This window comes from Leeuwenhoekiella obamensis (assembly GCF_055391795.1).
In genome coordinates, this window is the sequence record NZ_AP029251.1 from 607,150 (window position 1) to 633,051 (window position 25,902).

21 protein-coding genes are annotated in these 25,902 nt (G+C 39.3%); 8 read left to right on the top strand and 13 right to left on the bottom strand.

The genetic code is table 11. From position 1 onward, the window contains the following. Positions 1 to 149: 149 nt before the first annotated feature. Positions 150 to 1,592: an alpha/beta hydrolase family protein gene (locus ACZ5L8_RS02765; protein WP_464439603.1), complete on the top strand. Its 1,443-nt coding sequence runs from the start codon at positions 150 to 152 to the stop codon at positions 1,590 to 1,592. Positions 1,593 to 2,242: 650 nt separating this feature from the next. Then, positions 2,243 to 7,450 carry an RICIN domain-containing protein gene (locus ACZ5L8_RS02770; protein WP_464439604.1) on the top strand — a complete coding sequence of 1,736 codons (5,208 nt, stop codon included), beginning with the start codon at positions 2,243 to 2,245 and terminating at the stop codon, positions 7,448 to 7,450. An 85-nt stretch (positions 7,451 to 7,535) separates the two neighbouring features. Here ACZ5L8_RS02770 and ACZ5L8_RS02775 read toward each other — a convergent pair whose 3' ends face one another. The 12 genes from ACZ5L8_RS02775 to ACZ5L8_RS02830 form a co-directional block, all read right to left on the bottom strand. After that, positions 7,536 to 8,546 (bottom strand): transporter, encoded by a 1,011-nt coding sequence (locus ACZ5L8_RS02775; protein ID WP_464439606.1) that lies wholly within the window; start codon positions 8,544 to 8,546, stop codon positions 7,536 to 7,538. Beyond that, positions 8,521 to 9,561 (bottom strand): cytochrome-c peroxidase, encoded by a 1,041-nt coding sequence (locus tag ACZ5L8_RS02780; protein ID WP_464439608.1) that lies wholly within the window; start codon positions 9,559 to 9,561, stop codon positions 8,521 to 8,523. The genes ACZ5L8_RS02775 and ACZ5L8_RS02780 overlap by 26 nt, the downstream gene beginning before the upstream one ends. A 51-nt stretch (positions 9,562 to 9,612) precedes the next feature. Further along, positions 9,613 to 10,416, bottom strand: coding sequence for an MbnP family protein (locus tag ACZ5L8_RS02785; protein ID WP_464439610.1), 804 nt, complete (start codon positions 10,414 to 10,416; stop codon positions 9,613 to 9,615). 80 nt (positions 10,417 to 10,496) lie between these two features. Continuing rightward, positions 10,497 to 10,868 (bottom strand): hypothetical protein, encoded by a 372-nt coding sequence (locus tag ACZ5L8_RS02790; protein ID WP_464439612.1) that lies wholly within the window; start codon positions 10,866 to 10,868, stop codon positions 10,497 to 10,499. 9 nt (positions 10,869 to 10,877) lie between these two features. Beyond that, a complete protein-coding gene (locus ACZ5L8_RS02795) occupies positions 10,878 to 11,318 on the bottom strand; it encodes a hypothetical protein (protein ID WP_464439615.1) in 441 nt (146 codons plus the stop codon). A gap of 22 nt (positions 11,319 to 11,340) precedes the next feature. Continuing rightward, positions 11,341 to 11,706 (bottom strand): hypothetical protein, encoded by a 366-nt coding sequence (locus ACZ5L8_RS02800; RefSeq protein WP_464439618.1) that lies wholly within the window; start codon positions 11,704 to 11,706, stop codon positions 11,341 to 11,343. An 86-nt stretch (positions 11,707 to 11,792) separates the two neighbouring features. Continuing rightward, positions 11,793 to 14,009, bottom strand: coding sequence for a TonB-dependent receptor (locus ACZ5L8_RS02805; protein WP_464439619.1), 2,217 nt, complete (start codon positions 14,007 to 14,009; stop codon positions 11,793 to 11,795). A gap of 132 nt (positions 14,010 to 14,141) precedes the next feature. Beyond that, complete coding sequence (locus tag ACZ5L8_RS02810) at positions 14,142 to 15,158, bottom strand: hypothetical protein (RefSeq protein WP_464439620.1); 1,017 nt, start codon at positions 15,156 to 15,158, stop codon at positions 14,142 to 14,144. Between the two features lie 150 nt (positions 15,159 to 15,308). Further along, on the bottom strand, positions 15,309 to 16,049 hold the full coding sequence (rluF, locus tag ACZ5L8_RS02815; RefSeq protein ID WP_464440907.1) for a 23S rRNA pseudouridine(2604) synthase RluF: 741 nt from the start codon (positions 16,047 to 16,049) through the stop codon (positions 15,309 to 15,311). A 161-nt stretch (positions 16,050 to 16,210) separates the two neighbouring features. Beyond that, a complete protein-coding gene (locus ACZ5L8_RS02820; protein ID WP_464439621.1) occupies positions 16,211 to 16,792 on the bottom strand; it encodes a hypothetical protein in 582 nt (193 codons plus the stop codon). 175 nt (positions 16,793 to 16,967) lie between these two features. Next, entirely contained in the window at positions 16,968 to 17,279 is a 312-nt protein-coding gene (locus tag ACZ5L8_RS02825) for a hypothetical protein (protein ID WP_464439622.1), read from the bottom strand. After that, positions 17,272 to 18,552 carry an exo-beta-N-acetylmuramidase NamZ family protein gene (locus ACZ5L8_RS02830; protein WP_464439623.1) on the bottom strand — a complete coding sequence of 427 codons (1,281 nt, stop codon included), beginning with the start codon at positions 18,550 to 18,552 and terminating at the stop codon, positions 17,272 to 17,274. The genes ACZ5L8_RS02825 and ACZ5L8_RS02830 overlap by 8 nt, the downstream gene beginning before the upstream one ends. Positions 18,553 to 18,559: 7 nt before the next feature. On the opposite strand from ACZ5L8_RS02830, the gene ACZ5L8_RS02835 reads away from it, so the two are divergent. Together ACZ5L8_RS02835 and ACZ5L8_RS02840 are read left to right on the top strand one after the other, a co-directional pair. Continuing rightward, on the top strand, positions 18,560 to 19,792 hold the full coding sequence (locus tag ACZ5L8_RS02835) for an ABC transporter permease (protein WP_464440909.1): 1,233 nt from the start codon (positions 18,560 to 18,562) through the stop codon (positions 19,790 to 19,792). Between the two features lie 118 nt (positions 19,793 to 19,910). Further along, on the top strand, positions 19,911 to 20,891 hold the full coding sequence (locus ACZ5L8_RS02840) for a PLP-dependent cysteine synthase family protein (RefSeq protein WP_464439624.1): 981 nt from the start codon (positions 19,911 to 19,913) through the stop codon (positions 20,889 to 20,891). An 87-nt stretch (positions 20,892 to 20,978) separates the two neighbouring features. On the opposite strand, the gene ACZ5L8_RS02845 is transcribed toward ACZ5L8_RS02840, so the two are convergent. Then, positions 20,979 to 21,494 carry a hypothetical protein gene (locus tag ACZ5L8_RS02845; protein ID WP_464439625.1) on the bottom strand — a complete coding sequence of 172 codons (516 nt, stop codon included), beginning with the start codon at positions 21,492 to 21,494 and terminating at the stop codon, positions 20,979 to 20,981. Positions 21,495 to 21,576: 82 nt separating this feature from the next. Between ACZ5L8_RS02845 and ACZ5L8_RS02850 the strand changes: the two genes are divergently transcribed. The 4 genes from ACZ5L8_RS02850 to ACZ5L8_RS02865 all read left to right on the top strand — a co-directional run bounded on the left by ACZ5L8_RS02850 (position 21,577) and on the right by ACZ5L8_RS02865 (position 25,872). Next, positions 21,577 to 22,863: a DUF2851 family protein gene (locus ACZ5L8_RS02850; RefSeq protein WP_464439627.1), complete on the top strand. Its 1,287-nt coding sequence runs from the start codon at positions 21,577 to 21,579 to the stop codon at positions 22,861 to 22,863. Between the two features lie 27 nt (positions 22,864 to 22,890). Further along, on the top strand, positions 22,891 to 23,109 hold the full coding sequence (locus ACZ5L8_RS02855; RefSeq protein ID WP_462600445.1) for a PspC domain-containing protein: 219 nt from the start codon (positions 22,891 to 22,893) through the stop codon (positions 23,107 to 23,109). A gap of 2 nt (positions 23,110 to 23,111) precedes the next feature. After that, a complete protein-coding gene (locus tag ACZ5L8_RS02860; RefSeq protein ID WP_462598950.1) occupies positions 23,112 to 24,119 on the top strand; it encodes a potassium channel family protein in 1,008 nt (335 codons plus the stop codon). Between the two features lie 127 nt (positions 24,120 to 24,246). Then, complete coding sequence (locus ACZ5L8_RS02865; RefSeq protein ID WP_464439629.1) at positions 24,247 to 25,872, top strand: alanine/glycine:cation symporter family protein; 1,626 nt, start codon at positions 24,247 to 24,249, stop codon at positions 25,870 to 25,872. Positions 25,873 to 25,902: the final 30 nt, after the last annotated feature.

The following is a 25,902-nucleotide window of genomic DNA, read 5'->3' on the forward strand; positions in this document are numbered from 1 at the left end:
TCTTCTTCAATCCTCAGAGATTACACTTCTATAATTCTGTAAATGAATAGTTTTTGCGGTAGAATGCAGGTTTCTGTATGGATACTACATTGCAATATATAGGGTGTCGCGCTAACATTGTTACTGTAAAAATCAAAAAAACAACAGTCATGCAATTTCTAGAGATCACACTGCTATTTTCTACATTCTTCTATCTCATTTCACGTGTCTTTTTTAATGTTCAGATCAAGAAAAAATACGTGCTATCCATTCTTATTTTAATACTTCTAGCTCATCTTTTTATAGAGGGGTGTAGATGGCAAATGATGCCTGCATATCTACTTTGGATATTCGCGATCATCACAGCTATTAAAACGTCAGACAAGCGATCTTCAATTGTCGGGATGATCTTTAAAGGGATTGGGTTACTTGTTTTAGGAGTGCTTGGATTTGTATTTCCTTCGATCTTTCCGGTGTTTGATCTGCCTGAGCCAAGCGGTAAATATACTGTGAGTACTACAGATATTTTTTTAGAACTAGATCGCGATGAGGTGATAACCACAAATCCTGATGATAAGAGAAAACTCATGATCAAAGCGTGGTATCCTTCAGAAGAAAAGGAAGGTATAAAAGACCCATACATCGATCAAGGTGGGAGACATGGTTTTGCTCAAAAATACGGACTCCCAGATGCGACTTTTAATTATCTAGATAAGATAGAAACTCATGTTTTTAGAGATTTGGCTATAGCCAAAAAACAATTCCCGGTACTCATTTTCTCTCACGGTTATAACTCAAAGGCAAACAATTACTATGCGTTGATATCAGAAATTGTGAGTCATGGATATGTGGTCTTCGCTCTAAATCACACGTATGAAAGTACAGGAACAACCTTTCCTGATGGGGAAGAAGTGTATTTTGATTATGAGTATGCACAAAAAATTGAAGCAGGAACTTGGGAAGATATGAAAAAGGTGATCGAATCATTTCACGACGGTTCCTCTTTTGAGGCGCGTCATCCCGTGGTGAAAGAAGGTCTTGAAACCTATTTTGTGAAAGATATGGTAGAAGGCTGGGCGCAGGATATTTATGACGTCACAGACCATCTCGCGCAATGGAATACTAATGGATTTTTTAAAGACCGACTAGATCTTTCAAATACGGGAGTTTTTGGTCATTCTCGTGGTGGTGGCGCTGCGGGAGAGGCTTTACTTACAGATAATAGATTAAAAGCCGGCGCAAATATTGACGGTGTGCAATGGGGGAAAATAGTAGATACATCGTTCACAGATCCGTTTTTATATATCTCAGCAGATTGGCCGGCAAGCAAAGAAGATCTCAACGCGCATGCATACATCAATAAAAGCCAATCGGTTTTTTATGAAGCCCGAGTTTTAAAAACCTTGCACAGTAATTTCATGGATATTCCCTTTATGATTCCCTTTCAATCCTTGAGTGAAGCAGGAGATATCGATCCTGAAATGGGAATAGAGATCACCAGTAAACTAGTAACTTCTTTTTTTGATAAACATCTTAAGAATAAAGATATAGACGTCAAAGCGCTAGATGAAAAGTACGAATTGCTGAATCTTACTATATACGAGAAAGAATAGTTTTGAGAGAGGTTCTTCCGTGTTTATATTGTATTACAGAGGAGCCTTTAATGTATTCTTTTGGCTGCAGCCAAAAAAAAGAAATGCATGTTGACTTTGCATATAGTGATGTGCTTCTCTTTTTTAAAAAGTTTAATTAATGCTGAAAAGCTCAGCATTATTTTCTATATTCGAAGCCTAAGCAGTATTCTGTTTACCAGCACTACTACTCACTACACTAGCTGGTTTCGGGATGTAAAACAGTAGGGTTATCCTTTAACTGTTACATATGCCTATTATGTGCTGTAAGATTTTACAGTATGTACTTTTCATAAGAATGTTCATTACAGATAAGTAAACAATGCTTTGATTGTTTCTTATAGATTTTAGTGTTTTCACTGATCTGGATAATGATCATTTATTAGCATATGTAGATGTTATAGCAAGATAGGTTTACATCAATATTATGCTGCTTTATCAACAAATCAGCTTTTGCTGCAACATATTAAATAACAAAACACTTATGTCTATGCACACGCCATTTGCGTATTCACGCACGCTGTTAATTCAGGAGCATTTTCCGTAGAGTATCCACACCTCAGGAAAACCACTACTCACTATTTACTAATCTTTAAAACGAAAAAACAATCTATTCAAAAATTTAAACTTACATGAGAAAGCAATATTCTTATTCTGTAGGAATTGTTACTTTATTTTTGTTTTTATTATTTCAAAATAGTGAAGCACAACAATTTACTTCTGTTATAAGCGATAGTCCAGACCCATTTCTCACATATCAGGATGGCTATTATTATCTAACAGGAACATATGGGGCAGCCGTAGGCGCTAGACGCGCAAAAACCTTAGAAGGGCTAAGAACTGCCAAAGCACATATTTTTTACGGTCCCGCAGATGGCGGACCTCCGGGAGACTACTGGGCGTCAGAGATCTTCAGGATTGACGGTAAGTGGTATATTTATTATACTGCAGATCCAACAACCATAAATGGTACAGATCAACAAAGGATGTATGTCATAGAAAATACATCTGAAGATCCCTATACAGGTACTTGGACTAATCACAGGATATTTGATCCTGCAAATGATGTATGGGCTATTGATGCCACAGTTTTTGAACATAATAACGAACTCTATTATGTTTATTCAGGCAGTGATGTACATGATGATATACCACACAAACCACAAAATATTTATATCGCTAGGATGTCTAACCCATGGACTTTAGCTACCGAAAGAGTTTTACTTAGTGAACCCACAGCCTCTTGGGAAGGCGATCAGGTAAATGAAGGTCCAGAAGTTATAAAACACGGTAATAGAATATTTATAGCCTATTCTACCTTCGGTTGCTGGACGCCTAATTATCGTCTGGGAATACTGTATATGGACGACAGCGAAGACCCACTAAAGCCAGAATCATGGACAAAACATAATGCTCCGGTTTTTCAGGGCAATGGAGAAATAGGAGTTTATGGTCCTGGTCATCATTGTTTCTTTAAATCTCCTGACGGTACAGAAGATTGGTTTGCGTATCATGCTGTTTCTGTTCAAGAGGGCGGGTGTAATGATAAACGCTCTATACGTGCGCAGCGCCTGTATTGGTCTGCTGATAATTTACCTGTATTTGGGCAACCTATACGTCAGGGTGAGCAGCAGGTTGTGCCTTCCGGCGAAATAGCTCCTGCCACAACAACGCCGTTACCCAATGGTATTTATGAGATCAGAATTAAAAGCAATGATAACCTAGCCCTTGACCTGGATAACTGCAATCTTGATATAGGTACTAATGTAAAAGTATGGACAGATACTGATAATCGCTGTCAGCGTTGGATTTTACATGCTAATGAAGAAGGGTATTACACCATTTCATCTTACGAAAGCGGAATGGTGCTAGACGTAAATAACTGCTCAGGCGATGAAAACGCAAATATTGGTGTGTATAAACCCAATGGAGCCAACTGTCAACAATGGGAAATAACTGAGTCAGGCGAAGGTATTTATACTATTGCCTCAAGAAATAGCGGTAAACTGATGCAGATCGTAGGAGGAATGTCTCCTGGTGATAATCTGGTGCAACATTCATATACAAATCAGGATAATCAAAAGTGGTCTTTAACCCGTGTAGATGATTACCAGATCGAGGAGGGAATTTATGTGATTTCTTCAAAAAAGAGTGGTCTTGCTTTGCAGCCCACTAGTTGTAATGCATCCAATGGCACTGGCATTATTCAAAATACCTTGTCTGGTGATGATTGTCAGCAGTGGCAAGTCAAGTCTGATGGCGAAGGTTTTTATACAATTATATCTGTTTCTAGCGATAAAGCGCTGGATGTGCCTAGCTGTAGTGCCACACCAGCAGAAAGATTACAGTTATGGGACGCAGGGAATAACGATTGTCAAAAGTTCAGAATCATTCCTACGGGAATAAATGGTGGATTTAAGATTTTGGCGAAAGCCAATGAAATGTCTCTAGATGTAGGAGGCTGCTCTGCAGACGCGGGTGCACAGATAGGGCAATATCCTTATTGGGGCGCAGATTGCCAATTATGGAATTTTGAGGCTGTAACAGAAGAGCAGGTTAGTGTAGTAAAAGATGGGAAAGCTAGATTTAATGTGCTTACACCTACTTTAATACGTATGGAATATGCTGGTGATGGTGTTTTTGAGGAGAAAAATAGCTTCACTATCACAAACCTTGATCTGGATGTACCAGCATATACAACTACAATAAATGAAGGCTGGCGCATTATTGAAACCGATGAACTTATTCTCAAGTATAAGCAGAACTCAGGTCCCTTTGATGAAAACAATCTTACTGTAAAATTGAAAGGTAGTGGTAATGATGCAGAAGTAAAACCATGGCCTTCAGTATTTACAAGTCATAAAAAAGAGGCTGAAGATATGATGTTACTGGGAAGCGCTAGTACAGACTCAAATCATGCGGGTTATACCGGTTCTGGATTTGTTGCAGGACTGGCGCAAGAAGGAGCAGGCATGGAGTGGAACTTAAATGAGAATATCGCTGCGGGTAATTATACACTTGCTATTCAATATGCTAATGGCACAGGAGGTGATGGTCAACATATGCCACGAACGATGAGTCTATATATTGATGGTGAAAAGACACAACTTACTTTGCCTCAAACTTTAAACTGGGGAGATTGGCAGGTGTATCAGCATACTATATCTCTAGATAAAGGCGCACACAAGATCAAACTTATTGGTGATGCAGGCGATACGTACAATGTAAATGTAGACTGGATTTCTATCAATCCCATACCTGACTTCAATGCAATATATGAAGCTGAAGAGGCGATATTAGAAGGTTCTGCTTCTGTTTATTCAGATCACGCGGGTCATACGGGTTCTGGCTTTGTGGGCGGACTGAATAATGAAGGTGCTGCGATGACATATCATTTTGATAATACGCAGGCCTCAAGAGATTATACGATCTCAATTAAATATGCTAATGGTGAAGGGGGAGATGCACAACATGTGACGAGAACGATAAGTCTTTATGTTGACGGTGTGAGAACTCAAATTTCTTTACCTAAAACAGATAACTGGGGTGTTTGGGATGTTTTTGAAAAAACAATGTCCTTATCAACTGGTCCACATACTATAAAATTATCATGCGATGCCGGGGATACTTACAATGTAAATATTGATTGGCTTGCTGTGACGGGAGCTGGAGAATCTATAGCAGATATCCAGAAACGTAGTTCTGCTAATTTGGGAGGTGGTTTAAGGTCTCTGGATCTTAAATCTGGAGAAGTGCCCTTGTGGGACGGCTTGATGAGTAGAGATGGCTGGTATTTACTAGATGATAGTAAAACTGCCTTGCGAGAGGCTGACGGTTGGGTTTCTAGTAGACCGCAACACGACGGTGGTTATCAGGATGCTTACTTCTTTGGGTATGGCTCAAATTATCAAACAGCTCTGCAAGACTTTTATAAGATCACTGGCACACCGCCATTACTGCCACAGTGGGCTTTCGGAGTTTGGTATTCTAAGTATGAGCCGTACACAAGCACGTATTATAAAGAAACTCTGGTGCCAAAGTTTAGAGCAGAAGAGATTCCCTTAGATGTGCTGGTGATTGATACAGACTGGAAATCACCACATCAATGGAATGGCTGGAACTGGAATAGTGATCTATTTCCTGATCCTAAAGAGTTTTTAGATTGGACGCAAGATCAAGGTCTCGCTATAGCGCTTAATGTACACGCAACCATTCAGCAGGATGATCCCAAGTTTGCTCAGGCGAATGCGACAGCAGGAGGATTGGTAGATGACAATAATGATGGTCGTTATCATTTTGACTACAGTCAAAAGAATCATGCGCAAGCTTATCTGGATTTGCATAAACCTTTTAATGAACAAGGTGTAGATTTCTGGTGGCCAGATTGGGTAGATGAATATGTATCTATGGCTGTAAAGGGATTATCTACTGAAACCTGGCAAAGTCATTTGTATGCAAAGGATAGAGAGGAAAGGGGAATGCGACCATTTTCATTTGCACGTATTGGTGATGGCTATAAAGGGTATGGCGAGGTAGGTCCGCCAGACATGGCTTGGTCAGACCACCGATATACTTTACATTTTACAGGTGATACCTTTGATGACTGGTCATTGCTTGAATTTGCGGCTACTTTTACCATTAAAGAAGCGAATCTGGGAATTCCATATGTCTCTCACGACATGGGTAGTTTTAAAGGCCGCACGTTGCCTGATGATAAATATATTAGATGGTTACAGTTCGGGACGTTTCAACCTATTTTTAGACTACACTCTGATGATCATGATGATAGTTATCGCTTACCATGGCAGTATCCTAATGTTGAAGAAGAAGCGAAGGAGTTGATCCGTTTGCGACATTCGCTTGTTTCATATACATATTCATTGGCTCGAGAAGCATCTTCTGGTGGTATGCCAATAGTGAGAGGTATGTATTTTTACTTCCCAGAGGCTGAAGAAGCATATACATATGACAAGCAATATTTGTTTGGGGATAATATTTTGGTATCGCCCATAACATCGGCCGGTGAGGTTGCTAGTACAGAAGTATGGTTCCCAGAAGGGAAATGGACAAACTATTTTACTGATGAGGTGATAACTGGACCTACGGTCAAAACGATCTCAGCAGATTACACTTCTATGGCAGCATTTGTAAAAGCAGGAGGAATTATTCCTTTAAAACCGTACTCAGACTTTATAGGACAAAAAGCCATGGATACGCTTAACCTTAAAGTCTATACCGGAGCTAATGGAAGCTTTGAATTATATGAAGACGAGGGTAAGAACTTAGGGTATAAAAATGGTCAATATGCAATTACTCAGCTTTCTTATAGCGATGACTCCAAAGAGTTAAAGATAGGATCACAACAAGGTAATTTCACGGGTGCAGTTACAGAGCGAGCTTATACTATTGAAGTGCGTAATATTATTGCAGATGAGCTTTTACTAAATGGAGAAGCATTAAATCTTATTGAAGCAAACACAGGTCAGGGTTGGTGGCTTGATGATGATGTGATCTACATTCATTTAAATAAGAGAGATGTAAAAGAAGAAGCGATCATAATTTTTAAAGAAGCTACTGCCTCTATTGATGATGTCAATATAAGAACAGGAATAAAATTGTATCCCAATCCTTCTAGCAGCGATTTTCAATTAGAGTTAACTAAGTACAGCAGTAATCTTGATGTGTCAATTTTTGATGTTCATGGTAAACTTGTACAACAGGCAAGTTTTAAGAATAAAACAAAAGTAAAAATGGATACAACTTCACTCTCTCAAGGAGTTTATGTTGTGAAAGCGATCACAGATCGTGGTGTTTTTTCAACCAAGCTTATTGTGAATTAATTACTAGCTCATAAATAGAAGAAGCCTTACATCACAAAAATGTAAGGCTTCTTTGTTTTACATCAGCATTTTGGCGAAAGCCAGATCATATTTTATAATTAAAATGCACACCAATTCTACTCTTAGCTTCTACATTGCCGTCATTAAGATTTTGTGCGAGCGGTAGCATCACATTGATCCCCGTGTTAAAAATACCCAGGTCTGCTTCAAAGCCCAGCCTGCCAAAAAGCACATTGCCCTTAGTGTCTTGTACAGCGATGCCATAGCTTTGGTTTTCACCAAAAACCTCACCAGCAAGACCTATCACCGGTATGTAAGAGTGCATGCGCATATTCTCAAATCTCCTGAAGAAATTCACACCATAATTAAACTGATTGCCAAATTGATACTGCTCGTTATTCTCAGTTTTGATCACATAATTCGCTAGCACGCCCATTCCAAATTGTTTGTAACCCACAGAATAATTACTTGCCAGTAAAATATCCCAACTTCCTGTACCTAATTGAAAACTGGGATTTACGCTGCCGGTATTATTCTCACGGTTATAACTACCGGTAGGTAATTTGAGTCCAGCGCCTATAGAAAGACTGTGTTTAATTGCATTTTCATCAGGGACAAAAGGGGTGTCTTTTGTTTGTATCAAGTTGTAGGATGCTAAAATATTCACATCACCCAGACCGCTTATTTCTTGATCGCTACCGTCAACTAACGCTCTGCTATGAAAATGTATAGGCACGATCGCATTCACTGAAAAACGTTCGCCCAGCGGCACTTGACTCCATAATTGCATTGTGTTAAAATGCTCATCGATCCACGGGCTGTTATTATAAATTCCGTCGCGAGAACGGTATTGCTGATTGATGTACCGCACACCTATAAAGTTTGAATCGCCAATTGTGCCGTAGCCCATTCCGCCGCCGCTGCTGCCGCATCCGCACACGTCGCATTCTTCATACATATCATACAATGCAAGCAAGGATGCACTGGGAGACGGTATAGAATCTAGCGGTGTAGTTTTCGCTTTAAGCGAAAAGGAGATCAATACGATCAATAATGAGACTCCCGTTTTTTTAATATTCTGCAAATCGTTCATCATTTAAAAAGTTATCATCTGTAAGCGTATTGAGAAATGCGATCAAAGCAGTTTTATCTTCCTCGCTAAGTTCAATCCCTAAAGAATTATTTTGTTTAAGTTGTGGATCTAGCGTCTCGCTATCCTGCACGCCATGGCTATAAAAATTAAGCACGCTCTCTAAACTCCCAAAGCGCCCATCGTGCATATACGGTGCGGTAACAGCCACATTACGCAAGCTGGGAACTTTGAATTTGTAGTTATCTGCCGCGCTACCGCTAACTTCTGCACGTCCCAGATCGTTGATGTTAGGGTTAGGAGGAAGTCCGTTATTGCGAAATTTGTTATCAGTAAACAGATCAGTTGCATGACAACTGGCGCATTTGTTCTCAAAAACATCCAAGCCCTGCGATTCTATTTCAGTGAAATTTCCACCGGCTTCACTGCGCACATGCTTGTCGTATTTGGAGTCTGCAGAGATCATCATCACCATAAACTGCGATAATGCTTTTAAGAAATTCTCATTATTCACTTCGCCGTTCTCAAACGCTTCCGCGAAAAGGTGCTGGTAATCACTGTCGTCTTTTAATTTGTTAAGCACGCTGCTCATGGTCTCGCCCATTTCGACTTCATTTGTAATGGGAATAATGGGAAAAAGGTCTAAATGTGCCGTAGCACCATCCCAAGCAAATTCTTTAAGAAAAGCCATATTCTGTATCGCCGGTGCATTTCGAATTCCTTCTTTATCATCAATGCCATGACTAAATTGATGACCATGATGTGTAAAGGCAAATCGCTGCTCGTGACAAAACCCACAGCTTATAAATCCGTTTGCTGATAAATTACCGTCATAAAATAGGTTTTTACCAAGTTCAAAGCCTTTCTCAGTAGGAGGATTTGCACTAAGATCATAAGCAATAGGAGGGAAGTTCGCAGGGATATTCACCTCCAGATCCTTATTGAGTTCAATGTATTCTCCATCATCTTTTGAACAAGAAAATATGGAGAAAATGGCTAATGTGTATAGTAATCTTTTCATAAGATTAAATAGTTGCCGCAATAGGACTAGCGTATTGCGGCAAGCTTATTTTTAGTGATCCACATTTTCGCCATTGTGCACGTGATCTACGGTAAACATCTGTGTTGCGTTTACAGCGATCTGCGGACTTTTAACTTCGTCAACCATTACTACAGCAGCTTCTGATAGTTTGATCTTTGTACTGCCGTCTAGTACTTTATTTGCATCTACTGCAAAATGTACCACCGGGCTAAGAGCATCACTCACAAGCGCCTCACTAGGAAGATTTACACTCACACTTCTATAGTTGTCTAACGCAGTGCCGTGGCTTCCCATGTGGATCTTAAAATCAGTAGATTCGGTTACTGTTGCAGAAGTGAAAGAACCTTCAAAATTCAAGAACTTGTAACCCGCTTGCCAGGACCACATCATTTCATTTTCTTCGGCTTCTGTAAGAAAATCTCCTTGACCTTCGGCGCCTTGCAGATACTTTTCTTGATCTACACCTACACCAAATTTGATCTGAGTATATTTCCCGGCAGGGATATCTTTAAGTACAACTTGAGTTTTGTTATTCTCCTCGCTTATCACAAAAAAGCTCTCGTCTTTAGGGTAGGTATATTCATTACCCATATCATCCACGAGAACAAAATTGCTCACGATATAATTAAACCTATCGATGGTTAAAGTCTCGCCATTAGAGTTTGTATACGTGCTTGAGCTTAGAAGAAGATCATCGCCGGCAACGCCATTATCAAATTCAAGGGTTAGATCGTTTGATCCAGAGATCTCGCTCATATCATCATCGCTAGATGAACAAGCAGAAAGGTTTAATAGGGCAACTAGTAAAAGGGGTTTTAAATATTTAGTGATCATTGTGTTTTATTAAAAATTAAGCATAGTTTATTCGGGCTTAGCGCTTTTGGCGAAAGCCATATCTGTATAAAAAAATATGCTTACACAATGGGTGGTCTGTATTGCTTGCGGGCAAACAGATAGGTGTACTCAGCAGCATACACATCTGCTGTTTTAGCCCAATTTTGTTCTTGCGTAAAAGGCGTCCAGGAGGTCACATAGTCTTTAAAATAAAGCAATGTGCGCTCGTCTAGTTGTAAACGGGAACCTTTTTTATTGCCGTCATTTTCCTTGCTTGCCTGTTTTGCGAGCGATTGCATGAGGTAACATTTACCATTACACTCAAGCTCTGGCTTGTCCTTGTTTTCGCAGAGTTCTGTGCTAATGTATTCATAGTTTAGCACGTACTCCACCACAGGAAATACAGGGTTAAGAAGGATCAGCAAGGCGATAGCCTGCCAAATAATTCGCATTAAAGTGCTTTATTGCACCAGGGATTTTGCGTTGTCGATACTCGTGTTAATGCTGCTTTTAACTTCGTTCACTTCGTCAAGCTCAGCTTTAAGACCAGCGATAACTGCGTTAAGTTCTTCTTCGCTCATGGATTGAACTTTGGATTTAGTAGAGACAAATTCGTCCGCAAACTCCATCATCCAAGTTTCCATATGCGCGTCAGCCTCATCTAGTTTAGAGATCGCCTCATTGTAAGAAGCAGTCGCCGTTGTATCGCTTTCTGCACGGTTTTGTAGCTCTCCCTTTAATGAAGAAATATCCATCATCTTAGGCATCACCTCGTCGTGTACTTGCATGATCTGCCCAAAGAGTGTGTTATACTCCTCGATCTTTTCATCATTACTCGCACAAGAGGTAAATGCCAGGGTCAAGCCCAAAACCAATACCTGGTAATTTTTAAAAATTTTCATTGTCTGATTGTTTTTAAGTCACCTAAGCGATAGGCGGATGAAAGAAATTTGAACTGTCTAGGTGCTTGTATTGATCTGCACCATCAGGAAAATTATCTGAATGACTATCAACAGCAACCTGAAGTTTAGGCGCATCGATAGTTTCATTAAATAGCGTGGGAATCTCGACTTTTTTAACCGAGTTGTCTTTTTTCTGATCGTTTTCTTTTTCAGCGGCTTTTGCCAAAGATTGCATCAAATAACACTTACCGTTACACTCAAGCTCTGGTCTGTCTTTATTGACACAAAGTACTTCACTGATGTAATCATAATTAATGATATAATCCACAACAGGCAGCGCTGGTCTTAGGATTACTGTCAAAGCAATTATGATCAGAAGATTTTTCACGATCGCAAAATTAAACCACAGCGTGGAGAGCAAGAAAAATATTGATGTAAATAATATAGTATTTTTCTTTTCGCTGCAGCGAAATATTAAAAGCTATACTCAATGCTTGCCTTAGCAAAAAACGGAGTTCCTGGCGTGAAGTGAATTTCTTCAACAGACTGCGATTCGTTTTGCAAACGTGACTCGGTGGCGAATTGAGTTTCGTTCCATGCCGTGTCAAAAAGGTTCTGGATCTGTATACCGAAATTGAGATTATTCCACTTGTAACCGGCGTTAAGATCAACAACGGTGTAACCTTCTGCGACGATGCTGTTATCTTCGTTTGCGGGACGGTCATCCATAAATCGTAAATGTGCACCGCCATAAATCCCAGATGGGTGTACTACGCTAAGTCCAGAGGTGATAGTAAAATCTGGCGCAAGCGGAATAAAATCTTCGCCGGCGGCTTCTTCAATCGCTCTGCCGTGCGTGTAATTTGCATCAATATTATAAAATAGCCAGGATAATGGCTGGTAGCGTAAACTTACATCCACACCTTGTCTGCGTGTTTTACCACTTGGTTCTACAATGCCTGCATCACCTACATACACAAATTCTTGCTGTAAATACAAATACCAATATGCCATATTTACAAGCAGTTTTGAAGAAGGTTTCCAGATGTAACCTGCGTCAAAACCATAAGCTGCGGGTAAGATCTGTTTGCCATTTTGAGCAACAACCACGCGTGTGTCATTAGAGTGAAAGCCTTTACCGGTTTTTAGATAAAATTGCAGATCATCATTTTGATGATAAATGATGTTTAATTTAGGGCTTACAATTGCTTCTGTCTCTGTTTGTGTTTGATACAATGGTTGCAATTGATCATTGTATTGAAAATTGAAATAATCTAATCGCAAGGATGGATTAAACGTCCATTTACCAAGATTTAAATCTGCACCTACATAGGCAGCCATATTGGTTTCATTCACTTCACCATAAGCGATGCGCTCCAGTATTTCAGTTCTGTTTAAAGTGTGGCTTAACTCGTTATCTTCACTTTGATCATTGCGAAGGCTTAGCCCAGCGTTTAAAATACCATCTGCATCCCCTATATTGAAGTTTCTTCTATACTCAGAATTAACACCATAGATAGTTCTACTTTCCTTTTGTTTGATCTGGTCACCATTGATGGGATCATCAAGAAAGAAAGTGAAATTAGAATACAGTTCAAAGTCATACTTACTCATAAAAACCGTGTTCTTAATAGAAGAATTCTCATCGATGAATTTATCATAATTCACTATGAGATTTGTTCTGCTAGTCTCGCCGCCTTCAGTATCATCAATAGCACCAAAACGACCTATCAAGCCACTATCTACAGCGCGTTGCGGAATTTGTCCGCTTGCGTCCCAATCGCTAGTAAAATGAGATATGGTAAACCCTAGACGATCTGTATTATTTATGTAACCTGTGTATTTACCAAAAACGTTGATGCGGTTAAAGTTTTGCGGACTATCAAAAGGTCCATCTGTTGCGAGATATTCTGAGGCGATGTAAGCGCTGTGTTTTGCTGTATTAAGAACATTGAACATTCCCATTAATCGCTGCGTATTAAATTGTCCAGCCTCTACTTTGATAACGCTATTTTCTAGTCTGTCTTTAGTTTGAAAATCTACATATCCTGCTGTAGTAAAATTTCCTTTGTTTTGATAATAAGGTCCTTTGCCAAAATCTATAGCATCAATAGTTTCTGGTATTACAAAATGCAGATCTGCATATCCTTGACCATGAGCATGAGAGACCATATTTACCGGCAAGCCATCTACCGAAATATTAATATCTGTACCATGATCTATATCAAAACCACGTAAGAAAATTTGTTCGGCTTTACCGCCACCTGCATGCTGACCTATAAACAGACCAGGAACGGTTCTCAAAACATCTTGAGAAGAATTTACAGGCGTAGTTTGCAGATCAATATCAGTAATGATATGCAGTGCGTTAATATTCTTTTCTATGACGATTTCGTCTAGATCAAGTGATTTAGAATATAGAATGATAGTAAGATCATCAGTATTGTTTTCTATCTCAATAGTACGAGTTACAAAACCTAAATGTGAGATTTGTAGCCTATCTCCTGTATCAATATCTTCAAAGATAAAGTTACCTTGATCATCTGTGTGTGTATGATTGCCAGTTGCTTTACTTATAATATTAGCTTCGGCAATAGGTTTGCCTTTTTCATCTGTGATAACGCCTGTGATATTTTGAGCAAAACCAGAAAGTGTTAGCATAAAAATGCTAAGCAGAAGAAATTTTTTCATGTGTGATTGATGATGAATGTAGGTTCAAAATTAGCCCAAACCATCAAGAAAAACCCCCTAATAAAGCAGGAATTGCTAAGCCTTTGAGGCTGAGATTTTTTGGCTTAAAGCCAAAAGAAAAACATCATAAACCTACTCATAATACTTAATGTCTCGCTCTATGAAACGGGTAGGTGCTTCATCTTCAAAGGTGATCCTTGTGATCCAATTGCCGTATGCATCGTAGGTGTATGTATACCTGTGGTCTTTGCCTATTTTCTGGCCGCTTAAAAGTCTAGTTTTTGAAGAAGTAACATTACCATTAGGATCATAGGTTTTGTCTAGGCGAACGCTATTTTCTTTAATGGGTTTTACATCAATATGGCCAGTTACATTGCCTTTAGTATCGTATTTATAAGAATCCCCGCCTTTTAGATTTTTATTACCATCAAAGGTTGCTTCGTCCTGCAATTTACCTTCTTCATTATACCTGTAGAAAACTTGCTCTTTAATACTGCCGTCTGGATTAAGGGTTACCTTTTTTGTGAGTTGGTTTTTATTGTCGTAGGTAAATGTTGTGGTGCTTACTAACTCTTCAAGAGGACCACTGTAGCGATCGTTTGAGATGCAATTGCCATTATCGTCATATTCTCTAATGTTTCTTGAATATAGGTCGCCGTTTGATTCAAAAGAGCCAAGCTCTAAGAGCTTATCCTCTGAATCATAAATAGAGTATCTTTTAAATCCTTTTTCTCCGTTAGCATCAATTCTTTGATAGGTCATTGAATTTCCTTCATCATTATAGGTATACACAAAGGTGTGTTCAAGCTGATCTTCACCTCTATATGAAGCAGCTTCAATAAGTTTATCGCCTGCATATTTATTCGTGTATTTATTCTTTACACCTGTTAAGCCTAGATCATATGACTCTATTTTACGGCCTTCCTTATCATAAACATATTGCTTGTCAGATTCCCAGGGTTGTAAATACCTACTTCCCTTTATCACTCTATCGCCTTCTTTTTTAGCTTTATATGAGCTTTGAGTAAGCACCATAACAGGACCTTTAAGATCATCTTTCTCACGGTCAGTTTCTTGATCTTGTGCGGTGGTGTTTAAACTTAATAAAGAGAATAGTGAAAGAAATAAAAGCGTAGTTTGTAAGCGCATGCGATAAGGATATAATTAGCTAGGGTTTATGCTGCTAATTTAGCCATTTCACTAAAGTGTTAAATATGTTATTTTAACACATACGTATGCGGTGGGATGCTGTTCTTTTGGCTTTAAGCCAAATAAAAACAGCCTCGATCAATACGATCGCTATACTATACCCTCATTAGTCTTTGCCGAATCTTGCAGCAAAGCATTAAGATCGCTGAGTTCTTTGCTTGTAAGGTGGCGCCATTTTCCTAGCGGAGTGTCAAGCTTAATGTTCATGATGCGCAAGCGCTCAAGGCGGTCTACCTCGTTGCCCAGATATTCGCACATACGTCGAATTTGCCTGTTAAGACCTTGTGTAAGTATGATCTTAAAACGCATTTTGTCGATCTGTTCTACATGACATTTGCGCGTGATGGTGCCTAAGATCGGTACGCCATTGCTCATCTTTTTGATAAAACCTTTTTCAATAGGGCGCTTAAGCGTAACCAGATATTCTTTCTCGTGATTGTTGCGCGCACGCAGGATCTTGTTTACAATATCACCATCGTTAGTCAAGAGAATTAATCCCTGACTGTCTTTATCTAATCTACCGATGGGAAATATACGTTCGCCAAAATTGATAAAGTCTATAATATTGTCTTTCTCACGGCGCGTGTCTGTAGTACAAACAATGCCACGGGGCTTGTTAAGGCAGATATACACAGGAGCAGTGTCTTTGCCAGCAATTACCTTCCCGTCTAATTTAATCACATCATCTGCCGAAACTTTGCTTCCCATTTCGGCCGGTTTACCGTTAATGGTCACACGGTTTTGCTCAATAAGTTTATCTGCCGCACGGCGTGAGCAGTAACCTATCTCGCTAAAATATTTGTTGATGCGAACTAAATTCTTTTCTTCCATAAGATCCTCTACTGGCAAGCGGTTTTATTCATGCCGCTTTTGCAGAAGCAAATTTAAGAAAGATATTGTGTTTTGGCTTTCGCCAAAATGGGATTCCTAGGATTGATCTAGATAATAGATGTGATTTATTTTGGCTTTTGCGAAAGGTACTATTAAAAGATCTAATCCTCGCTCCAAAAACCAGTTTCCTTACGCACAAGATCTAGTGTTGAGACAATACTTTGAAGTTCGTCAATCTCTGGAAATATTTTAATTAAGAAGTCAGGATTTGAATACTTAAAATGATTTGTCATCTTACCATCGTTGATAGTAAAATAGTAATCTTCTGTATCACCTAAAAATTCTGGTTTATTGTAGACTAAAGTCGCTTCATTATTTCCAGACTCAATATTTTCATAGGATTTGAATTTGTAGGAGATATTTTCTTCATCAGCGAGATTCTTTAAATGGTATTTCTCAACCTTTAACCAAAAATCTTTATCCTTAATGATCGTTTCTTTGTCAAGCTGTAATTCGCCATATTTACCATGTTTATAATGTGAAACGACTGTTTGCAAAGTAGAGTCTTGATAGATCTGAATGATCTCACTACGCTCAAATTTCTTTACTTTTTCTATCGTGATCTCTTTTGTCCAGGTGTAACTATTAAGTTTATTCTCTTCAATATTTCTAACTTCTTCTTGAGAAAAACATAAGGTAGAGAATATTAAAAACGGCAGTGCAATAAGTAATTTTAAATTCATAATTGATTTGTTTTAAGATTAGTAAATGATCATTGGTCTTAAAAACTCAAACAAAGAATGTGCCAAGTATGGTTATAGCGTGGTTATAGCGTAGATAGTGTATGGATGGTGTATGGATAAAGTATGGATAGTGTATGAGGAGTGTATGAAAAGTGGCAGGCAGGATCACAACCTTTTAATCAAGCACTATAAATTCAAAATAGTACCACAGTGGTAAAACAAAGACTAGAAAAGTAAGCATGTGAAAAAGAGTAGTGCTTCGTTTTTTTCTAAAGATGCTAACGGACAAAAATATAACTCCTGTAAGCAAAGCTAATAAAGCCACACCCATATAAAGTAAACCTACCACGGCGATGCCTATTCCGGCTTGACCGTCAGACATAGGATCTGGAAGCTCTATGCTGTTAAACATATTTCTAAAGTAGAAAAATGCCACATACAGTAGAAAGACAAATACTGCACCTATTATATTTCTACGATTACTCATACATTAAATACTCTGCACGAATCTTTTTAAACGCATCCAATCCGGCTTGCCAAGTTTCTCTTATTTCATCCATGCTCATGCCGCTCACAATTTGCTTTTGCAAAGTTTCAGTACCTGCATGTTTTGTAAAGCCGCTGGTGAGGAAAAAATCTTCTTTTTTAGAATGAGCATTGTATGCATCAATGATCCAACTTAAGTTTACTTCGTGCATTTGTGGTACATCGCGCAAATCTATACCGTGACACAATTCACCATTATGCTTTGGACTTTTACTGCCAAAGTTAGGCTTAGGCGTATAACTAAAGGTATATTGCTCTGCTGGTAAATATGGCGAACCTAAAATCTGAAATTGCATCTCTGTACCGCGACCTCCATTTAAGTTTGTGCCTTCAAGCAATCCCAAACTAGGGTAGAGGTTAATGCTTTGATCATTCGGTAAATTGGGAGACGGTCTCACAGGTAAAGAATACGTTAGATCGTGATTGTAATTTTTCATTGGTATCACGGTTAATTTTGCCGTAAGGCCATCGCCTAACCAGCCTTCGCCGTTTATCATTTTTGCGTATTCGCCCACGGTCATCCCATGAACTAAAGGCACGCCGGCATGCATTCCTAAAAAGCTGGTATGTGCAGCTTCCATCACAGGGCCGTCTACGTAACTTCCGTTAGGGTTGGGGCGATCTAGGACGAGCACTTCAATATCATTTTCGGCGGCAGCCTGCATCACATAATGCATGGTCGCAACATAGGTGTAAAAACGCACACCCACATCCTGAATGTCAAAAACAAGCACGTCTAGATCTTTTATTTGCTCAGCTTTGGGCTTGCGGTTGTTACCATACAATGAGACGATAGGCAATCCGGTTTTTGGGTCTTTGCCATCTTTTACTTTTTCGCCAGCATCTGCAGTACCACGAAAACCATGCTCTGGAGACAAGACCTTCACGATGTTTAGCTTTCGCGAAAGCAACGAATCTACAAGATGGGTGTATGTCTCTCCGTCTGCTTTTAAGATCAGCGAACTAGGGTTGCCCACGATCCCGATGCGTTTGCCTTGCAATAAAGGGATGTAATCTTCCGTTCGGTTGGCACCTAGAATGATTTCTTGATTTACGATTGACGACTTTTGACTTTGAGCAAGAGTATTTTCCGTTTTTATAGAATCAGGTCTATTGTCTTTTATCTTTTGTCTATCATCTTTTACTCCGTTTGCACACGAAATCATTGCGGTGATTCCTAATAAAAGGGTAATTTTGGGCAAATTAAACGCCATAGCTGGATTGAATTTAGAGTATTTCATAGCCCAACGCATCATCCGCGCCGGTAAGCATAAAAGTACTGCTTCGGCACCTATAATTAAAATCGCGATCATAGCAATTATTCTTGGCTTGGTCATGATGATGATCACCATCGCAACAGGTGTGGGCCTTCAGCAGAAAATACGCGAAAAGGTCTCTGCCTTTAACGGCGATATTATCATTTCTAATTTTGATGGCAATCAAAGCGACGTAACGCTTAATCCGGTAGATATTAACCAGCCGTTCTATCCAGATTTTAAAGAAGTGCCTGAGGTTACTCATGTGCAAGCCACAGCGACAAAAGCGGGTGTGATACGCACCGCGACCGACTTTGAAGGTATTATTTTAAAAGGTGTAGGGCAGGATTACCACTGGGATTACATGCAAGAATTTCTTGTTGCCGGCCGCCTGCCAGAGTATGGAGCAGATGGTATAAGCCGTGAGATCTTGATGAGTGGTTATATCGCGAATCGGCTAGGTTTTAAGAATGGCGATAAGATCGTTGTGTATTTCTTAAAAGAAGATGGCAGCTTTAGAAGTCGTGGCTTTGATATCGTAGGTATTTTTGAAAGTGGTTTTCAAGAATTTGATCAGAGCTTCATTTTTACAGACCTCAAGCAGGTGCAAAACCTTAATCGCTGGGATGAAAATCAAGTGGGCGCCTTTGAGGTTTTTGTAGACGATTTTGATAACCTCGAAGCCATTGGGAATAAAGTCTATCAAAGCACAGGTTCTACGTTAAACAGTATGACCATTGCGCAGAAATACTATTCCATTTTTGAGTGGTTATCGCTTTTTGATTTTAATATCGCCTTGATCATCGTGGTGATGATCATCGTCGCGGGTATTAATATGATCGTAGCTTTGCTCGTACTTATCTTAGAGCGCACCCGTATGGTAGGCGTGCTCAAAGCGCTGGGAAGTAACAACTGGAGCGTGCGTAAGATCTTTATGTACAACGCGCTTTATCTTGTGCTTGTTGGCCTTTTTTGGGGTAATATCATCGGCGTTGGTTTACTGCTTATTCAGAAATATACAGGCATAATTTCACTTAACCCAGAGACGTATTATGTTACAGAAGCGCCCGTTTACATCAGTTGGGATTATATTTTGATCCTTAACGTAGGCACCTTTTTACTGTGTGCGGCGATGTTGTTGATCCCTTCGTATATCATCACAAGGATCTCGCCGGTTAAGACTATTAAGTTTGAGTAGTTTTTCGCTTTCGCGAAAAGGACACCGACATATTTTCTGATCAAAACCACAATCCTAAACCCTTCTTAAACCCATAAGCAGACTGTACTCAAAATATTATATTTGAGAAAATCACTGCATGAAATACGCTGAAAATATTCTGGGAACAATAGGGAATACACCACTTATAAAGATGAATAAGTTAGTTGAAGAATTACCTTGTTTAGTCTTGGCAAAGTATGAAACCTTTAATCCTGGGAATTCTGTAAAAGATCGCATGGCGCTTAAGATGATACAAGAAGCAGAAGCCTCAGGAAAACTCAAACCCGGCGGAACGATAGTAGAAGGAACTTCAGGAAATACCGGAATGGGTCTAGCCCTTGCAGCGGTTTTAAAAGGTTACAAACTAGTTTGCACCTTGAGTGATAAGCAAAGCAAAGAAAAAATGGATGTGCTTAAAGCAATGGGAGCAGAAGTCATTGTTTGTCCCACAGAAGTCGCTCCAGATGATCCAGAGAGTTATTACAGCGTTGCAAAACGTATAGCGGCAGAACGACCCAATGCTTGGTACGTGAATCAATATGACAACCTAGGAAACACACAAGCACATTATGAATCCACCGGCCCAGAGATCTGGGAACAAACGGATGGTAAAGTCACACATTTTGTTGTGGGCGTAGGAACCGGAGGAACCATCAGCGGAGTAGGGAAATACTTAAAAGAACAAAATTCAGATATCAAGATTTGGGGTGTAGATACGTATGGCTCGGTGTTTAAAAAGTATCATGAAACTGGTGAGTTTGATGAAAACGAAATTTACCCGTACGTCACTGAAGGTATCGGTGAAGATATTCTACCTAAGAATGTAAACTTTGATATTATTGATGGTTTCACGAAAGTGACAGATAAAGACGCCGCGATCTATACAAGAAAATTAGCGCAAGAAGAGGGAATGTTTCTTGGTAATAGCGCTGGTGCAGCGATAAAAGGATTGTTGCAATTAAAAGAACATTTCAAACCTGATGATGTCGTGGTTGTTCTATTTCATGATCATGGTAGTAGATACGTAGGCAAGATATTCAATGATGAGTGGATGAAAGAAAAAGGTTTCTTGGAGTAAGTAAGATTCCTTTTCGCGAAAGCGTAAAAAACAAATAAAAAAGCCGTCGCAAATGCAACGGCTTTCTTTTTTATAATGATCGTCGATTTACAGATCTGTTTCTTGATCAAGGTCTAGTTCTGTGATCTGGTAGCTTGCGTTTTCTTCGCTACCTCTTTTTAAAACAGCTTTACCGCTATAGGTCTCGCTGTTTCCATTTTTAGTAAGTCCCACAACTCTTATGGGCAAAGTAACTTCTTCACCTTGTACGATAGGATCGTCTGTAAAGGTTACTTTCATGCTTTCATAATTGCTGTTTTTCTTTGTGAAATCAGCATAATCGCCACGGTTGCTATTGGCCGCCATTGTATCAAAAGCATCACGCGATCCCGGATTCATGTAGAAATCATTGATTATTTTCTTAGCATCAGCGATCTCTTTTTGATCCTCAACGCTCATCACGTCATCCTCACTTCCTGAGGTTTGATACATGTCTTCTGGCGTGGTAGATTGTGACTCCATACCTATTTCATTAACCTCTTCGTCTTTTTGGGTTTCTCTGTTTCCGCAAGAAACGGCAACGGCTGCTGCAAATGCAACGGCTAATATTCTGTTAGTTTTCATAGCTTTAATTTTATTTTAAAAGTAATAAAGGTATTAACCATCAGCTATTAAGGTAATCCCAAATTTGTCTTAGATTTATGTTATGAAAGAAGATTTTCTTCATTATCTCTGGAAGTTCAAGAAGTATGATTTCTTGCAGCTTAAGACCACAGATCATCAGCAGATTGAGGTGCTTAATCCTGGTCAACATAACCTGCTTGCGGGTCCAGATTTCTTTAACGCGCAGTTAAGAATAGGCCAGCAGCGCTGGGCGGGCAATGTAGAAATTCATTTAAAATCTTCAGATTGGTATGCGCACGGTCATGAAAATGATGCTGCGTATGATAACGTGATCTTGCATGTGGTTTGGGAACACGATGTTGAGGTTTATGACAAGGCAAATTGCGCGATTCCCACCGTGAAGCTCAGCGATTTTGTGTCTGGCGAAGTCTTGCAGCGGTATTTTAAACTCTTTAATACTAGCAAAAAACAGTTTGTTAACTGCGAGAAAGATTTTGCTGAAGTGCCAGAAACAGTTATTATTCCTTGGATTGAGCGATTGTTTTTTGTGCGCTTAGAGCGAAAAGTACGCGAAATTGAAACACTTCTTGAAGCATCTGCAAACGATTGGGAAGCTGTACTTTTTAAAATGCTTGCGCGAAATTTTGGCACAAAGATCAATGCGGCTTCCTTTATAAATATGGCCGAAATTCTTCCGTTTGCTGTGGTTAGAAAATGCAGTACAGATAAAGGAAAACTTGAAAATCTTCTTCTCGGGACTTGTGATCTTTTGCCAGAAACTACCGAAGATGCTGCGGTGCTTAGGATGAAAATGGAATATGAATATCTCGTGAGTAAATTTGGCTTAAGCCAAAAAATAACTCAGCCAGTTCAGTTCTTTAAACTGCGACCGCAGAACTTTCCTACGGTGAGACTGTCTCAATTGGCGCAGCTTTATGAATCGCGCGAAGGGTTGTTTTCTCAGTTGATTTCGGCGAAAGCCAAAGAAAAAATATACGAGATATTACAAGTTGAGACCTCTGATTACTGGCAAACGCATTACACTTTTGCAAAATCACATCCTTTAAAACGCAAAAAGCTATCTACCGCATTTATAGATCTGCTTATCATTAATACGATCGTGCCATTGAAGTTTGCCTTTTGGCGAAAGCAAAACGAATACAATGAAGAAGCTTTAATTGATTTGCTGAGTTCGTTGCCTATTGAAAAAAACAGCATTGTGAATGGTTTTATGAAGTTAAGAACGTTGGATAAAAACGCATTATCCTCACAAGCGATCTTACAATTGAAAAAGGAATATTGCGATAAAAACAGGTGTTTGCAATGCCGGGTGGGCAATTATTTAATAAGCGATAATCCTAAACTTTAATTTTGCTAATTTGCAGCTATGGGAATGATGATAAGACTACGCCATTATTTTGAACGCAACGGCTTTTATGTTTCTTCGCGACTGGCAGACAGAATGGGAATTAGAGCAAAAAATGTAAGGTTGTTTTTTATTTACATTTCGTTTGCCACATTTGGGCTAGGTTTTGCGATTTATTTGACGCTGGCCTTCTGGCTTAAGTTAAAGGATCTGGTTTACACAAAACGTTCATCTGTCTTTGATCTATAAGGATGCTTAAATTATTTAGGTCAAAAATATATATCGCCTTGATTCTTGTGGTCTCTATGTTAACCATGGGGATTTTGGGCTTTAAGATCTTTGCCGGTTATAATTGGACAGACGCCGTCTATATGACCATAATTACCATAAGCACGGTGGGTTTTGGCGAAGTAGAACCGCTTAATGATGCTGCAAAGATCTTTACTATCATTCTTATTCTTACCAGTGTTTTTGCATTGGGTTACGCAATTTCTATAGTTACAGAATATGTGCTTAGCAGAAGCAATTATCAATTATTAAAGAAAAAACAGGTGCAACGAAAAATAGATCAACTTAAGGACCATGTGATCGTTGTGGGTTATGGTCGCAATGGGAAGCAAGCGGTTCAAAAGCTTAAAACGTACAACAAGAATTTTGTGGTTATTGAGAAGGATGAACAGCTGGTTGAGAAGTTTGAAAGTGACGAATATCTTTTCGTAACTGGTAATGCAAATGAGGATGAAACGCTTTTTCAAGCCGGAGTTGAGCGTGCTTCAACGCTAATTAGCGCGTTACCTAATGATAGTGATAACCTTTTCGTAGTGTTATCTGCAAGGCAATTGAATAAAAAAATGAAGATCATTAGTAGGGCTTCCGCCGAAACTACCTATGAGAAGCTAAAATTTGCTGGTGCAGACAATGTTATTTTGCCAGATAAGATAGGTGGAGATCAGATGGCAAGTCTTGTGGTAACTCCTGATCTTGTGGAGTTTCTAGATAATTTATCAGTTTCTACAGCGGGTAGTGTGAACGTCAAAGAGATCACTTATCATGACGTTTGTCCAGACAAAAAAGATAGAACCATACGAGATATAGATTTACGCAACCGTACGGGCTGTTCTATCATAGGATATAAAGCTCCAGATGGTAACTATATCATTAATCCTGAGGCAAGTCTGGTAATTGAAGAAAGAAGTAAACTTATAGTAATAGGCCGTCCTGAGCAGATTGAACAATTGCACAGGGAATTTTCAATTTGATATCATTTTCAACACCAGATTTAACGTTTGCTTTACATTTTAACGCCATAACCTTTGATAAAGCCTAATTTTTTAGGAAATTGCCCACTTCCTAATTTGAATTATTTAACAAATCTACAAATTGAACATGAAGAAAAAACTTCTATCGCTTTTTGCCTTATGCTTGCCATTACTAACTTTTGCGCAAGAGGCAGATGGCCTTAGCGTTTCGGAGAAAATAGATCAAACCTTTAAAGACTATACTGACTGGTTCGTGCAAGGTATCTTTGCAGAAATTCCTTTCAGCGATACGCTACAAATTCCATGGGTGCTTCTCGTTCTTGTAGGCGGAGCATTATTTTTTACCATTTACTTCAAATTAATAAACTTCACTGGTTTCTGGACTGCGATCAAAGTTGTTCAAGGTAAATATGAAGATATTGAAAAACATGGCGTAGATACACTTTATGGAGATCAAACTCCAGGAGGAGATGTATTTGAAACTATTAAAGATGAAGGTGCAGATGGTGAGGTTTCTCACTTCCAGGCATTAACTGCTGCATTATCTGCAACTGTAGGTCTAGGTAACATCGCTGGTGTTGCTGTGGCACTTTCTATAGGTGGTCCTGGTGCTACATTCTGGATGATCGTTGCTGGTCTTCTAGGTATGGCATCTAAGTTTGCTGAGTGTACACTGGGTGTAAAATATCGTGATGTAGGTCCTGACGGAACTGTTTACGGTGGTCCTATGTACTACCTTAAAAAAGGTCTTGGCGAGAAGAATATGGCTGGTCTTGGTAAAGTATTAGCTGTAGTATTCGCGATCTTCGTGATCGGTGGATCTTTTGGAGGTGGTAACATGTTCCAAGCTAACCAAGCGGCGGCACAGTTCACTCAACTTTTTGACTTAGGTCCTAACGCTGGTATGTATTTCGGTTTTGTAATGTCTGCTTTGGTTGCTATCGTGATCATTGGGGGTATTAAGCGTATCGCTTCTGTTACAGAAAAGATCGTTCCTTTTATGGCTGGTATCTATGTTCTTGCAGCACTTGTAATTCTTGCTGTACACTGGCATAGTATTGATGATGCTTTCGGGTTGATCTTTGAAGGTGCATTTTCAGGCTTAGGTATTGCTGGTGGTCTTGTAGGTGTAATGATCCAAGGTATTCGTCGTGGAGCATTCTCTAACGAGGCAGGTGTAGGATCTGCGGCAATTGCTCACTCTGCTGTGCGTACAAAGTATCCAGCTTCAGAAGGTATTGTAGCATTGCTTGAGCCATTTGTTGATACAGTAGTTATCTGTACAATGACAGCGCTTGTAATTATCATTACAAACTTTGATGCGCCATTCCTTACTTATGGTCAAGAAATCACAGAAGGTGTAGAGCTTACTGCAACAGCTTTTGAAACTGTTATCCCAGGATTCTCTATCGTACTTACTATTGCGGTTATCTTGTTTGCATTCTCTACAATGATCTCTTGGTCTTACTATGGTATGCAAGGTTGGAAGTACCTTTTTGGTAAAGGGAAACTTACTGACTTGGTTTATAAGTTTTTATTCTTAATTTTCGTGATAGTTGGAGCTTCTATTAGTTTAGGATCTGTGATCAACTTCTCTGATGCAATGATCTTTGCGATGGTAGTTCCTAACATTATAGGTGTTATTTTATTAACGCCTAACGTTAGAAAAGAACTTAATAAATACCTCAAAGCGATCAAGGTAAAGCACGAAGCAATTGAAGAAGGTGCTGAAGACCTTACCAAAGAGGTGTAAAACAGCTTAAAATGAAAATATCAAAATCCC

Excerpts from the sequence above, each read along its gene's own strand:
- ACZ5L8_RS02850 (WP_464439627.1), top strand. The coding sequence starts at position 21,577 with ATGAAAGAAGATTTTCTTCATTATCTCTGGAAGTTCAAGAAGTATGAT.
- ACZ5L8_RS02825 (WP_464439622.1), bottom strand. The coding sequence starts at position 17,279 with ATGAGTAATCGTAGAAATATAATAGGTGCAGTATTTGTCTTTCTACTG.
- ACZ5L8_RS02860 (WP_462598950.1), top strand. The coding sequence starts at position 23,112 with ATGCTTAAATTATTTAGGTCAAAAATATATATCGCCTTGATTCTTGTG.
- ACZ5L8_RS02785 (WP_464439610.1), bottom strand. The coding sequence starts at position 10,416 with ATGATCACTAAATATTTAAAACCCCTTTTACTAGTTGCCCTATTAAAC.
- ACZ5L8_RS02780 (WP_464439608.1), bottom strand. The coding sequence starts at position 9,561 with ATGAAAAGATTACTATACACATTAGCCATTTTCTCCATATTTTCTTGT.
- ACZ5L8_RS02810 (WP_464439620.1), bottom strand. The coding sequence starts at position 15,158 with ATGCGCTTACAAACTACGCTTTTATTTCTTTCACTATTCTCTTTATTA.
- ACZ5L8_RS02790 (WP_464439612.1), bottom strand. The coding sequence starts at position 10,868 with ATGCGAATTATTTGGCAGGCTATCGCCTTGCTGATCCTTCTTAACCCT.
- ACZ5L8_RS02805 (WP_464439619.1), bottom strand. The coding sequence starts at position 14,009 with ATGAAAAAATTTCTTCTGCTTAGCATTTTTATGCTAACACTTTCTGGT.
- rluF (WP_464440907.1), bottom strand. The coding sequence starts at position 16,049 with ATGGAAGAAAAGAATTTAGTTCGCATCAACAAATATTTTAGCGAGATA.
- ACZ5L8_RS02795 (WP_464439615.1), bottom strand. The coding sequence starts at position 11,318 with ATGAAAATTTTTAAAAATTACCAGGTATTGGTTTTGGGCTTGACCCTG.
- ACZ5L8_RS02840 (WP_464439624.1), top strand. The coding sequence starts at position 19,911 with ATGAAATACGCTGAAAATATTCTGGGAACAATAGGGAATACACCACTT.
- ACZ5L8_RS02770 (WP_464439604.1), top strand. The coding sequence starts at position 2,243 with ATGAGAAAGCAATATTCTTATTCTGTAGGAATTGTTACTTTATTTTTG.
- ACZ5L8_RS02830 (WP_464439623.1), bottom strand. The coding sequence starts at position 18,552 with ATGGCGTTTAATTTGCCCAAAATTACCCTTTTATTAGGAATCACCGCA.
- ACZ5L8_RS02820 (WP_464439621.1), bottom strand. The coding sequence starts at position 16,792 with ATGAATTTAAAATTACTTATTGCACTGCCGTTTTTAATATTCTCTACC.
- ACZ5L8_RS02845 (WP_464439625.1), bottom strand. The coding sequence starts at position 21,494 with ATGAAAACTAACAGAATATTAGCCGTTGCATTTGCAGCAGCCGTTGCC.
- ACZ5L8_RS02855 (WP_462600445.1), top strand. The coding sequence starts at position 22,891 with ATGATAAGACTACGCCATTATTTTGAACGCAACGGCTTTTATGTTTCT.
- ACZ5L8_RS02775 (WP_464439606.1), bottom strand. The coding sequence starts at position 8,546 with ATGATGAACGATTTGCAGAATATTAAAAAAACGGGAGTCTCATTATTG.
- ACZ5L8_RS02765 (WP_464439603.1), top strand. The coding sequence starts at position 150 with ATGCAATTTCTAGAGATCACACTGCTATTTTCTACATTCTTCTATCTC.
- ACZ5L8_RS02865 (WP_464439629.1), top strand. The coding sequence starts at position 24,247 with ATGAAGAAAAAACTTCTATCGCTTTTTGCCTTATGCTTGCCATTACTA.